Annotated in this window: 15 protein-coding genes; 10 read left to right on the forward strand and 5 right to left on the reverse strand. The window is 63.7% G+C overall.

Annotated features, from left to right (window positions below):
- Window positions 1-10 precede the first annotated feature (10 nt).
- Window positions 11-925, forward strand: coding sequence for a universal stress protein (locus ASG84_RS21225; RefSeq protein WP_162248366.1), 915 nt, complete (start codon window positions 11-13; stop codon window positions 923-925).
- Between the two features lie 260 nt (window positions 926-1,185).
- Window positions 1,186-1,698 carry a flavodoxin domain-containing protein gene (locus ASG84_RS21230; protein WP_057478962.1) on the forward strand — a complete coding sequence of 171 codons (513 nt, stop codon included), beginning with the start codon at window positions 1,186-1,188 and terminating at the stop codon, window positions 1,696-1,698.
- Window positions 1,699-1,752: 54 nt separating this feature from the next.
- On the opposite strand, the gene adhP is transcribed toward ASG84_RS21230, so the two are convergent.
- Window positions 1,753-2,763 carry an alcohol dehydrogenase AdhP gene (gene adhP / locus ASG84_RS21235; RefSeq protein WP_057478963.1) on the reverse strand — a complete coding sequence of 337 codons (1,011 nt, stop codon included), beginning with the start codon at window positions 2,761-2,763 and terminating at the stop codon, window positions 1,753-1,755.
- A gap of 256 nt (window positions 2,764-3,019) precedes the next feature.
- Between adhP and ASG84_RS21240 the strand changes: the two genes are divergently transcribed.
- A complete protein-coding gene (locus ASG84_RS21240) occupies window positions 3,020-3,472 on the forward strand; it encodes a DUF1003 domain-containing protein (RefSeq protein WP_057478964.1) in 453 nt (150 codons plus the stop codon).
- Here ASG84_RS21240 and ASG84_RS21245 read toward each other — a convergent pair.
- The 3 genes from ASG84_RS21245 to ASG84_RS21255 all read right to left on the reverse strand — a co-directional run bounded on the left by ASG84_RS21245 (window position 3,447) and on the right by ASG84_RS21255 (window position 6,026).
- Complete coding sequence (locus ASG84_RS21245; protein WP_057478965.1) at window positions 3,447-3,947, reverse strand: flavodoxin domain-containing protein; 501 nt, start codon at window positions 3,945-3,947, stop codon at window positions 3,447-3,449. The two genes, ASG84_RS21240 and ASG84_RS21245, sit on opposite strands and share 26 nt — an antisense overlap.
- A complete protein-coding gene (locus tag ASG84_RS21250) occupies window positions 3,944-4,375 on the reverse strand; it encodes a hypothetical protein (protein WP_156399645.1) in 432 nt (143 codons plus the stop codon). Before ASG84_RS21250 ends, ASG84_RS21245 begins: the two co-directional genes overlap by 4 nt.
- A gap of 271 nt (window positions 4,376-4,646) precedes the next feature.
- On the reverse strand, window positions 4,647-6,026 hold the full coding sequence (locus ASG84_RS21255) for a rhodanese-like domain-containing protein (protein WP_057479076.1): 1,380 nt from the start codon (window positions 6,024-6,026) through the stop codon (window positions 4,647-4,649).
- Window positions 6,027-6,150: 124 nt separating this feature from the next.
- On the opposite strand from ASG84_RS21255, the gene ASG84_RS21260 reads away from it, so the two are divergent.
- From ASG84_RS21260 to ASG84_RS27170, 5 genes are all read left to right on the forward strand, one after another.
- Window positions 6,151-6,924 carry a sulfite exporter TauE/SafE family protein gene (locus ASG84_RS21260; RefSeq protein ID WP_057478967.1) on the forward strand — a complete coding sequence of 258 codons (774 nt, stop codon included), beginning with the start codon at window positions 6,151-6,153 and terminating at the stop codon, window positions 6,922-6,924.
- A gap of 144 nt (window positions 6,925-7,068) precedes the next feature.
- Window positions 7,069-7,665, forward strand: coding sequence for an Rv1733c family protein (locus tag ASG84_RS21265; protein WP_057478968.1), 597 nt, complete (start codon window positions 7,069-7,071; stop codon window positions 7,663-7,665).
- 78 nt (window positions 7,666-7,743) lie between these two features.
- Window positions 7,744-8,232, forward strand: coding sequence for a hypothetical protein (locus ASG84_RS21270; protein WP_156399646.1), 489 nt, complete (start codon window positions 7,744-7,746; stop codon window positions 8,230-8,232).
- Between the two features lie 104 nt (window positions 8,233-8,336).
- Window positions 8,337-8,645 (forward strand): WhiB family transcriptional regulator, encoded by a 309-nt coding sequence (locus ASG84_RS21275; RefSeq protein ID WP_037193923.1) that lies wholly within the window; start codon window positions 8,337-8,339, stop codon window positions 8,643-8,645.
- A gap of 136 nt (window positions 8,646-8,781) precedes the next feature.
- Complete coding sequence (locus tag ASG84_RS27170; protein ID WP_082521122.1) at window positions 8,782-9,003, forward strand: ANTAR domain-containing protein; 222 nt, start codon at window positions 8,782-8,784, stop codon at window positions 9,001-9,003.
- Window positions 9,004-9,147: 144 nt separating this feature from the next.
- Here the strand turns inward: ASG84_RS27170 and ASG84_RS21280 are convergent, their stop codons facing one another.
- Entirely contained in the window at window positions 9,148-10,377 is a 1,230-nt protein-coding gene (locus tag ASG84_RS21280; RefSeq protein WP_235581771.1) for an EAL domain-containing protein, read from the reverse strand.
- A gap of 434 nt (window positions 10,378-10,811) precedes the next feature.
- On the opposite strand from ASG84_RS21280, the gene praA reads away from it, so the two are divergent.
- Together praA and ASG84_RS21290 are read left to right on the forward strand one after the other, a co-directional pair.
- The gene (gene praA / locus ASG84_RS21285; protein WP_082521123.1) at window positions 10,812-11,321 is read left to right on the forward strand and encodes an alkane oxidation protein activator PraA; all 510 of its coding nucleotides are present in this window, start codon (window positions 10,812-10,814) and stop codon (window positions 11,319-11,321) included.
- Window positions 11,322-11,368: 47 nt separating this feature from the next.
- Entirely contained in the window at window positions 11,369-12,088 is a 720-nt protein-coding gene (locus ASG84_RS21290; protein WP_057478972.1) for a hypothetical protein, read from the forward strand.
- The last annotated feature ends 43 nt before the right edge of the window (window positions 12,089-12,131 follow it).

Consider the following 12,131-nt stretch of genomic DNA (forward strand, 5'->3'; position numbering starts at 1 on the left):
AGGTCACTCGATGGGTTCACTTCCGACCGTCGTCGGGGTCGACGGTTCGGCTGCGGCTCTGGACGCGGTGCGTTGGGCCGTTCTCGACGCACGATTGCATCTGTCCGATCTGCTTGTCGTGTCGGCGATGTCGCTGCCCGAGGTCTTGACCGGGTTGGGCGTCCTTCCCGATGCCGTGGTGCACCAGGCCCGATCGGAAACCGACAGAATTCTGGACGAGGCTCGGGCGACTGCGAGTCGCGGGACGACGGCGGTCACCATCGATACGGTCTCGTCCGAACAGTCTCCGGTGTCCACATTGCTCGAACTGTCGGCGACGGCCCGGATGGTGGTCATTGCCACGCGGGGGCTCGGGGGCACCGAGCAACGGTCACTGGGCTCGATCGGGTTCGCTGTGACCACTCATGCTCGATGCCCGGTCACGGTGGTGCGTGGCTGGTCTGGCGACAGCAGTGTCGACCACGTGATCCATCCGGTGGTCGTGGGTGTCGACGGCACCAAGGCGAGCGCTGCGGCAGTGACGTCGGCGTTCGAGGAGGCAGATGTTCGATCGGCATCGCTGACTGCAGTGCACGCCTGGTCGGACGCGGATCTGTCGATCGGTTTCCCAATACGCGGACTGGAATGGCCGGACAATCGACGCGCCGCTGCAGATCACTTGGCGCGACTGCTCGAGCCGCACACGCAGCGCCATCCGACGGTGTCGGTGCGGCCCGTGGTGGTCAAGGACAAGCCGGTGCAGGCACTGCTCGATCACGCTCAAGGTGCTCAACTGGTGATGATCGGTAGTCATGGGCGCGGCGGCTACGCGGAAATGATGCTCGGCTCGACCAGCCGGTCGGTGCTGACGCGAGCGCACTGCCCGGTCACCGTCGTACCGTCGCCCGGTCGAATCGCCGCTGTCACCAACCGTGCCATAACGTGACAGCGCCCGACCGGAAAATGCCGTTCGGCCACCCGCGAAGGTCCTAATGCCCTACGACGGCCCAGCCGAGCCGATCACGCTGTGTGCATGAGCCGATCGGATATCACCGTCTCTGTTCGCGCGCACCACTCGACACCCGAGGACATGATGGATGTATGTCCGCGGGGAGATCGACTTCGGCCAGTACCGGACGTGCGTGGATCGACTCACCGAACAGCTTCATTGCTGACAAGCCTCGACACCGCGAAAGAAGGTGCGTCGTGCGCATCCTGATTGCGACGGCAAGCCGTCATGGTTCCACCCGTGAACTCGGGCAGTGGCTGGGTTCGGCGATGGTCGCGCGGCTGGCCGACACCGCCCCATCCGCGACGGTCGATGTGCGTGACGCCGCCGATGTGGACAGCATCGCCGAGTACGACGCCGTCGTCATCGGCAGCGGCGTCTACCTGGGCCGCTGGCTCGGCGATGCCCGATCACTGGTCGCTCGCGAGCAACCCGAACTCGAGACCAGACCCGTGTGGTTGTTCTCCAGTGGGCCGATCGGAGAAAGTGCCTCGTCCGAGAAGAAATCGAAGTGGAGCAACGCCCCATGGGCGATCGAGCACAAGGTGTTCGGCGGAAAGCTGGATCGCTCGATGCTGTCGGGGTTCGAGCGAGCCGTGGTACGAATGGTCAACGCCGACTACGGGGACGACAGGTCACGCGCTGCAACCGACGAATGGGCCGGCACCATCTGCCGAGCACTGACCGCAACCGCGCCGCGGTCCGCCTGACCCGTCTCACGGCGAATCCGTCTCCCCGAGATCTGATCCACGAACTCGAACGTGCTAGAACTCGAACACCTGCCGTGCGGTGACGCGTCCGGCCATCAGGTCGTCGAAGCAGTCGTTGACCTCGTCGAGTTTGCGCGAGACTGCCGATACCGTCGTCCGCCCGGCCTCGTGCAGTGCGAACACCTCGCGCAGATCCTTCCTGGTGCCGACGATCGAGCCGAGTACCGAGATTCCGCCGACCACCGTCTCGAAGATCGGTAGCGACAACTCCCCGTGCGCAGGCATCGACACACACACCAGCCGACCTCCGCGGCGCAGTGACCGGAAGGCCTGGTCGAAGACGCTGGGGATGACGGCCAACACGATGGCGACGTCGGCACCGCCGAGCTCCTGGATGGCCGCCACCGGATCGGTCGTTGCCGAATTGACGGTGTGGTCTGCGCCGAGTTCTTTCGCTAATTCCAGTTTCTCGTCCTCGATGTCGACAGCGGTGACGAATCCGCCCGCGATCTTGGCGTACTGCACGGCCAAGTGCCCCAGTCCGCCGACGCCGAAGATGGCCACGCGCTGCGCCGGTGTGACGCCGCCGACCTTGACGGCCTTGTATGTGGTCACGCCGGCACAGGTCAGCGGGGCAGCGTCGAACGAGGAGACGCTGTCGGGTACGCGAACAACATACTTCGCATGGGCCACAGCGTATTCGGCGTACGCCCCGTCGACGGAGTAACCGCTGTTCTGCTGCTTCTCGCACAGTGTCTCCCAACCGGACACACAGTGATCGCATTCACCGCACGCCGAACCGAGCCACGCGATGGCGACCCGCTCACCGATTCTGTCCTTGGAGACCTGCGCCCCGACCGCTTCGATCACTCCGACGCCTTCGTGGCCGGGAACGAACGGCAGGGTCGGCTTGGCCGGCCAATCCCCCTGCGCAGCATGGATATCGGTGTGACAGACCCCGCAGGTCTCCATCTTCACCAGCACCTGCTCGGGTGCGGGTGTCGGGATCGGGATGTCCTTGACGACCAGGGGTCCGCCGAACTCGGTGACAACAGCAGCTTTCATCGTGGACTACCTCCAACTATCGAATCCAATGCCGTTCTCGACGATCGAGCAATGCACATTGTCGATGGTCGGCGCTGCGGCGTTCGACATGTAGGGCCGGAAGTCACCGCCGGTTCGGGACGTATCCCGAACCGGCGGGTCGGGAGTCGAAAGGTCTGGAAAGCAGGGGCTTTCGCCCCTCGCGCTCGTCGATGACCTGGACGACACTCGGCAGCATGGATACTGCTGCACACTCCCGATCGAAGACCTGCGAGCGATGAACCTGTGGCGAAGACATCCGGGCGTTCGAACCGGTGATGCACTGACCACCGGTGAGCGTGCGGCGGATTACGTCCGAAACGGAATGGGCTCCTGGCCGTTCGTCTTCCTGTTCCTGGGCGTGATGGCGCTGTGGGCCGTGTTCAACCAGAACGACGGATTCGATCCGTACCCTTTCATCCTGCTCAACCTATTCCTGTCGATGATCGCAGGACTGCAGGGTGCGATTCTGCTGATCTCGGCCAAACGCGCGGACTCGGTGAGCAGTGAGGTTGCCGTACATACACTTTCGAATACTGCACTGCTGCAGGACATGATCGAAGCGAATACCGTCTTGACCGAATCGGTGGCACAGTTGGCGGCAGAGATTCACGAGCACGTCTGCCCGTCCGCTCAGCGTGTCGGTGCAGGCACTTCCATGAAGGTCACGAGCCCGGCGTCCCAGCCGTGAGACAGGCAAGGATCTCTCGAGCCCAATCGCACACGCCAACCCAGTCACGAAAGTCTCCGGCTACCGCGCCGGAGTTGTCGAAGATCTGGCGTTCCCCCGCTGACAGCCCTTCGGGATCCAGCTTCCCGGGAAACGTTCGGTGCGCGACGCAATGCAACTGCTCTGCTGCGTGCGCGGCGTCGGAGGTGACGTTGACCGGCCGGTCGCTCGAATGCAGCGGCCCACAGGAAAACAGCCACACGGGCGGATGGGGCGACCTCGATACCCTGTCGACCAGAGCCTTCGCAGCCGGAAGCCAGCGATCGGAGTAGACGGCGCTGCCGATGATCAGCGCGTCGTAGCCGTCCACCCGGATCACGGATTCCGGTACACGTATATCGACGTCGACTCCATCGTGTTCGAAGACTCGAGCCATTTCCTGGCCCAGGGTGTCGGTCGCTCCATGCCGACCCGCGGTGCAGATCAGTACTCTCATGCGTCGTCCGATACCAGATGCGCGGACTCGCCCGCGGCAACCGTCATCCGCCATCCGCAGAGAGCGATGACGAGCCCCAGCACACCGAACGATCCATGCAGCCAACTCGTTTCACCGGTGACGGCCGTTTGCACGACAATCCACGCCACGAGGAGCACGCCGGAGATGTGGGCCATCGGACCCGACCGTCCGCCGCCCGCGAAGGCAGACGCGGCAGCAAGCCCCATAGGAATTCCGACGATCAGCACCAGCGAGAGTGCTGTGAGCGTCACGGGCCACCCGGATTGTAGGTCGGGACTCAGATCGATTGCACCCGAGGCGAACCCGATCGCACCACCGAACGCATTGATCGACACGCCTCCACAGACGGCACCGAGCCAAGGCCATCGGCGATTCTGCACGGTGAGCACTCGAGTCGTAGGCATCATCTGTTCAGCTTGGTCGCGGCGCCATGCGCGAACTAGGGCACAAGGTCCCTGCTGGGCCGGGCGATTCAGCGACCGAACAACGACCGCATGCTTCGGCGCTCCTTCATGGGCGGCGTCGAATCCTCACTGCAGGTGCAGCGATCGGATGCAGCAACCGTACGCATAACCGAGTCGACATGTTTGCCGCAACCGCCCCAGCCGGTCTTGTGGCATTTCTTGCAGGTGACGGGGTAACACATGAGAATCCTCCTGGTAAAAAGTCGGTCGAAAGTCAGGCCGGAACGTGAGCGTCGGCCCAGGCGTTGTATCCGCCGAGCAAATCCGAGACGTCCTCGAATCCCTGTGCTCGGAGCAAGGATGCGGCCACGCTCGAACGCCATCCTCCGGCGCAGTGCATCACGATCGGCTTGCCGGTCGGCACCTGATCGAGGCGAGTTCGCAACTGGGCCAGCGGGATCGGGTTCGCCCCCGGTATCGTGCCGAAGTCGCGCTCACCGGGGTTGCGAATGTCGATGAGTGTCACGTCGTCCGCAGCGAGCATCACGTCGAGCTGCTCGACCGTGGTGCGCGGTGCTGCCACGACCAATGTCGCGAGCTCGGCTGGAAACGCACCATCACGGCCGATTCCGAGGTATCCGGTCACGTTATCGGATCCGATGCGGGCCAACCGCAGTGCTGCCTCCTGCTCTTCGCCCGGATATGCGATGAGCACGATGCGGCCACCGACCTCCGCGACCATGCCGCCGGTTTCGGCGAAGCGACCGTCGAACCCCACGTTGATCGATCCGCGCAGATGGCCGGCAGCGAAGTCGTCCACACTTCGTGCGTCGAGCACTCGTGTGCCGGAAACCAGCTCGGCCTTCACTGCCTGTGGTGTCAGCGCGGGGATCGTGCGGCTCGGTGACAGCAGTGGGTGCACCTGCTTGTTCATGGCTGCGTCGGCGGAGAAGTACGACGGTGCCGCCGGTTGGCCGTCGGTCACGAGCGCGACGAAGGCATCCTCGGTCATCGGTTGCACCGACGGGTTGCTCGCGCGCTGTTCACCGATGGTCGAGGTCAGCTCGGTGGACAGGTTCTTCCCACAGGACGACCCGGCTCCATGAGCGGGCATGACAACGACGTCGTCCGGCAACGCCAGCAGCGTGTTGTGCACTGTGCGGTACATCGCTCGGGCGAGGTCGGCGGTGGATCCGTCCCCCAGGTTCACCAGATCGGGTCGTCCGACATCGCCGATGAAGAGGGAATCACCGGTCAGGACGGCGGTGGGTGTCACATCGGGGCGCTCCCGAACCAGCACCGAGATCGACTCCCAGGTGTGACCGGGCGTCGAGAGGATTTCGAGTTCGACGTCACCGAGGGACAACCGCACCCCGTCGCGCAGTCGCCGGATCGGGTAGTCGGTCTCGGCGGCCTCGCCGAAGCCGATCCAGGCACCGGTCGCGTCGACCAGTTCGAGATGGCCCGAAACGAAGTCGGCGTGGAAGTGAGTGTTGACGACCCCTTCGATGGTGAGTCCGTACTTGGCGGCGTCGTCGAGATACTCGGCGATGTCGCGACGCGGATCGACGACGATCGCACGTCCAGTGGTCTCGTCACCGATCAGATACGAAGCGTGGGAAAGACATTCGAGGTAGTACTGCTCGAGGATCACGGTTCCCTCCATCCTGCTGTCGCCGAGCGCGTTTCACGGGGCGGTAGACACAGTGTGCAATACCCCCTAGGGTATGTCAAGTACCCCTGGGGGTATAGGATCACACCATCGATTGGAGAGAACGATGACATTGGGGCTCGCGCTCGGGTTCGGCGCAGTGATCGGGATTCTCCTCGGCCTACTCGGTGGAGGCGGATCCATTCTTGCGGTCCCGGTGTTGGTGTTCACCCTGGGCCTCGGCGTGGAGGAAGCGATCCCCGTCTCGCTTATCGTCGTCGGTGCGGCGTCGGCGGTGGGAGTGATACCGAAGCTGCGAGCCCGCCGCGTCGAATGGCGGCTGGCGGCAGTGTTCGCTGCGACCGGCATTCCAGCGACCTTCGCCGGCAGCGCACTCGGCCGGTTGCTTCCGGAGAGGATCTTGCTGCTCGGCTTCGCCGCCGTGATGGTTGCCGCCGGAGCCCGGATGCTCGCCGAGCGAGGAGATATCGGAACAGCTTGCAAGACATCGGCATCGGGCATCAACTGGAGACACTGCGCTCCGCGGTCGATTCCGGCCGGCCTTGCTGTCGGATTCATGACGGGGCTGTTCGGCGTTGGGGGCGGCTTCCTCATCATCCCAGTGCTGGTGCTGATGCTCGGGATAGAGATGTCTGTCGCGGTCGGCACCTCGTTGGTCATCATCGTTGCCAACTCTGTCGCAGGCCTGTTCTCACACCTGAGCGGCACGACCATCGATTGGTCGATCACCTTTGCGTTCGCGGGCACCGCAGTCGTCGGCTCCCTCGTGGCCGCGCACTTCGGAACCCGGGTCGATACCGCACGGCTGCAACGCCTGTTCGCCTACCTGGTGTTCGCCGTGGCCGGGTACGTCGCCATCGACGCGGCTTTTCTGAGCTGATCTCGCCGTCGTCCGGCCCCATGTCGAGCCGGAACGGTGGGTAGCCGTCGACGTATCGGGACCTTGTGCCCTTACTTTCCGGTGCACGGCGTCGGAGACTCGTAATCGACGCCGAACACACGGCGGTGAGGGGTAGGTGACGGCATGCACGCACAACTCGCGCACCGCTGGTGGCGCCAAGGTCCTTGGTCCACCAATCCGCTGATGCGACTGCCCGACAGGATCGAACGAACAGCCTTCGTCCTCGGTGTCGCGGTCCTTCTGTTACTGATACCGGTCGCTGCGACGATAGGATCGGTGACCTACAGCGACCTGTCGCTGCGCTCGCAACAGCAACGGGCAGAATACGTTCGGGCCGACGCCCGAGTGATCGACGCTGTGCAGTCCACGGGTACCGGCAGCGACAGCACGACGCTTGCCACCGGCATCGCGACAGTGCAGTGGAGTGCTCCGAACGGGTCCATTCGCTCGGAGTCGACCGAGGTTCCCTCGGACGTGCAGATCGGGGAGACCACTCCCATCTGGTGCGACGCGAACGGAAACCTCGTGCCTGCGCCCGTCAGTGCGGTCGGTGCAGTCATCAACGGTGCCTCCACGGCAATGTTCGTGTGGGTTCTCGGTGCGGTCTTCGTCGGATTCCTGGTTTACTTCACCACGGTGGCCGGTGACCGGGTTCGCATGCGGCACTGGGACAGTGACTGGAAAGACTTCATGCAGGCACGAAACCACCCCTCGCGGTAATGCCGTCGAGTCGACGCCCCACACCGAACTCTGCCTGACGTCATCGCGGTCGCATGACCTTCGAGACGCTTGCCCTGTGTGCCGGGGTGGGATTGTTCGGCCCCCTGCTGGCATTTCCGCGCCGGCGCGATGTTCGTCGTCCTGCGTCATTTCGACCTCAACGGACTGCGCCGCCGCGTCCATCATGTGTCCGCCCAGCGTAAGTTCGCGCTCGAATTGCGCCTCGACCTCGTGCTGCTGTTCGCCATCACCGAAGGGTTCCTGGGAACACTGTATTTCGTGTGGCTCGGCGCGTCCCTCGACCGCGCCCTCGGCAGCTACCCCAGCATGATGGTGCTGGGACTGGGTGCAATCGCGGTGCACGGTGCGATGCGTCTGACCGGCCAGCCCGTTGGACTTGGGATACTCGCGGCAGCCCAACTCGGCGTTCCGGTTTCGGCAGTGACTCTCGGCGCGCAGAGCGGCGTTCTGGCTCCCGGTGAGGGCCCGGCCATCGTGCTCGGAGCTCTGGTGACCATCGCGGCGGCGGCCGTTGCATCCCGGTTTGTCGCTCGCCGTCCTGCCTGACCCGCGGGCCTGCGGCGGCGCAAGGCATTTGGGTGTTTCGAGTTGATCGAGACGGGGAACAGAGGACGTGGAACGATCGGCACGACGCGAAACGGATCATGACGATGACAGATGACCAGGTCTGGCGCCTCAAGGGTGCGTGCATCGAAGACATGGATGCCTACGACTCGCAACAACTTCCCCGGCACGGACGCAAGCGCGCAGAAAAGGCATGGCGACTGTGCGCCGATTGCCCGGTGTTGCGTAACTGCGCGGAGCAAACGGCGCGCGATATCGAGTCGGGTCGCATTCCGGTCGGCGTTGTCGTCGCCGGTGCCGCATACCACGACAATGCGAGCAACGGTCGCCGGACCGATGCGTACCGCACTCTCGAGTTCCTGATCGGGCGCCCTCTGTCGAATCCCGCCGCCTGATCAAGGCAGTCGTTCGATAACGCAGCGGTCACGAAAAGCTACGAACTCAGTAACGGCCGCAGCTCTGTTCGACGCGAATTCGGTGTGTCTTCTCGGGCTTGACCTGCGTCGCAGCCAAGCGCGCAACAATGCTTGCATGATCGCAGCGCACGTTACCCACCTCGGGCTGTCGGATGATGTCCAGAGGGCACTGTCGCAGCGAGCACCGATAGAACAGGCCAAGGGAATGTTGATGGCAACGCATCGCATCGACGCCGACGCGGCATTTTCTCTGCTCGTGGACCGATCGCAGGGCACCAATCGCAAACTCCGCGATATCGCGCAGGAATTGGTGGACGAGGCCTCGACCGAAAGCTGATTGTTCAGGCGACCCCGTACGCTGTTTTTTCAACGCACGGGGCCTGAGCAATGCTGCAGTCCGGACTACTTCATTACCTGCTGTGCGGTATGCCCTGCCATGGCCGCCCGAAACATCCCTTCCGGCGACACCATCGGGGGTATGTCAGAAACGCGCGAGAATCGCACGCGCACAACGGACTACGGTCGCTCGGTCGTACGACATGACGTAGTCGAATTCACGGTCTGCGTCGGCCTCGCCGCGGTGCAGGTCGATTGCAGCGAGCACTCCGCAGAAGTGCGGCCCGAGCACCACCACGTTCCACTCCTCGACGAGTGAGTCCGCCGGATCGATAGGTGCATGCACGATGCCGCCTTCTTGCACGTACCCCATACCTACGCCGTACACGCCGGCATAGGAGATCTGCTCGGCCATCGACACCCAGCGTGCGCGGGTGGTGGGAGTGAAGTGCTCGGCCCTCTGAAAAGTGCCGAGTATCAACGTTTCCGGTCCCGCCGATGCAGCCTGCATCTCGAGAGACGTGCTCATCGCAACCAGTAGGCGTTTGGTGCTTCGCGTGGCGATCTTGCCTGCGGCCGCGATGGCGTACGGCGACTCCAGCGCTGATGCCGGCGTGCTCCACGTGGGGAATGGCGGCATCACCTCGGCGGCATCGGCCGGCAGCTCCTCGGTCGATTGCGCGGCCGGGTAGAGCTCGCCCACCCCGTACGTCGCGCCGAGTCCCAGTGCGCGGCTGCGATGCAGCGCTGTATCGACTCCGCTGGCGACAACCACCGCGCCCGTTCGTTCGACCTGAGCGGAGACTGCGTGGGCAGTGCGCGCGGTCGACACGTCGGGGCGTGTGGACACCATGGTTTCCGCGAGGATGATCACGTCCGGTTCGATGAGCGGGAGCAGCGTCATCGATTGTGGTCGGCGGCCGACGTCGTCGACGGCGACAACTTTGCCGTCGCGCCGGGCCTTGTCGATCGACGCGAGAGTACGAGCCGGGCTGTCCACGAGAGCTGCTTCCGTGACGACCACGATGTCTCGGCGGAGTTGCTCTTCGGTGGCGGAGTCGATAGCGGCGAGCGAGCCGACATCCATCGACACGAGCATCGGCAGTCGCACCGACTGCTCGCGTCGAGCGACTCTCCAGGCCAGGGCGTCGAGTTCACGTTTGGCATCCATGGCCCTCGCCGCGCGCTTGAGCGCGTCGGCCGAGGCGAGGGGACCGCCCTCCGGCCCACGCAGCTGCACCTCGATCGCTGCGAGAGCGCCATTATCCAGCCGACAGACCGGGGCGAAATACGGCTGCACCGTCAACTCTCCCGTGTCCGTGTCGACTGCGGATCCTGCTTCGGCCAGCGCGAACGTCACACCACAGTTTGACACGGAAAATCACCCCCTGTCCGATGGGGGTAGATCGACATTTCAAACATCGTTTCCAGCAGCTTCTGCTCGCCCTCACGAGACTGGTCGACGGAGGTGTCACGGAGGACGTCGCGACTATCTCGTTTGGGTAACTTCACATAACGATCCGATAACGGGCAACGCACTCGGCGGACGTGCCCTCTCGACCGCGTCGTCGACGACAAACCGGGACGAAAACCCGTGATGGAGTGGACTTTCGAGATTCGAGCCCAGTTTCGTTACCATGGCATACAACAAACATACCGCCCGTATTGTTATTTGTCACAAGATTCAAATGAAACAATTCCGACATACGCTTCGCCGTCCTAACGTCCTTCCTGGCTACCGGAGTTCCGGTGCCACCGGCTGCCCTCGGAGGGCTCCGGAGTCGTTAACTGGACTTGGAGGATCGATCGATGACGCTCACCCCGCCGACCCGCTCTCGTACACTCGCCGCCGTACTCGCCGCCGTTGCCATCACGGGTGCGACGGTCGGGGCTGCCAGCGCCGGTGCCGCAACCATCTCGCCTGCCGGCACCGCCTTCTCAGCACCCGGAACAATCGTCGTGAGCACCCCGGCCTCGTTCGGAGTACCGGTGAGTTGCTCCATCGATCTCATCGGTACCACCAGCGCCGACGGCTCGTCGGCATCCATCACCGACGCCAAGATCAGCGGTTCCAATCGTCTGTGCAACCTGCCCCAATTGAAGAACCTGCCGTGGACCCTCACTCCCACCAGCGCCACTACCGGCGAAGTATCCAACGTGGGCTTTTCGCTGGTCGGGTACAACTGCGGCCCGGCCACGCTGGCCGGTTCGTTCGACAACATGACCAACACTCTGACGTCGACCAACCAGCCGATGTCCGGTAACTGCACCGTCAACAGCCTGTCGGTCCAGCCGAATCCGGCGTTCACCCTGTCCTGACGCTCGAACTCGTCCGAAAAACAACCCATCAGCGATAAGGAACCCACGTGAAGATCCGCAACAAGTCTGTCGTCACCATGGCGGCGCTGGCATCATCCGTCGCACTGGCAACGATGGTGGCTGCGCCGGCCAACGCTGCCGACACGCTTCCCATCACCTTTCAGGCAGACACGACGACGATCATCGCCAAAACCGGTCAGCCGGTCATCTTCCCGACCACCGACCTGGTGACCGACGTCGACCTGGTCGGCGGAACCGTCACCGGTTCGCTTGCCCTCCCCCAGGCATCGGCGAACCTGAAACTCGGCCCCGCCACGCTCGCCAAGTTCACCATTTCGATCATCGACGCGACCCCGGTCTCGGGCACCCTCGTCCAAGGCGGACCCGCTGAGGCACCCACATTGGATCTCGATGTGGAGCAGAGCTTCAAAATTCGCATCGACTCGGTGAAGCCGCTGGGCATCGACACCGGATCGGCAGGGTCCGCCTCGCTCGACCTGATTCCCGCAGGTGCCAATTGCGTCACTGCGGAAACCACGGCCAACCTGACCGGTTCGCTCGATGCGATCGATCTGATCCAGAACAACCAGACCGACTCACATGTGAAGGGCACCTACACGATTCCGCAGTTCCAGAACTGTGGCGCATTCACCTCGGTGCTCAACGCCATCATCGCCGGCCCCGGCAATACCCTCGACGTGCATCTGACCAACCCGGTCTTCGACGTCGGAACGCAGTCTGCGATCGCAGCCGAGGTGGCTCGCTAGAACAAGCAACACCGACTCGCAGCGTCGATCGGTTCCGAGTGCG

The sequence above is a fragment of the Rhodococcus sp. Leaf278 genome (assembly GCF_001426085.1).
In the GTDB taxonomy this organism is placed as follows: domain Bacteria; phylum Actinomycetota; class Actinomycetes; order Mycobacteriales; family Mycobacteriaceae; genus Rhodococcoides.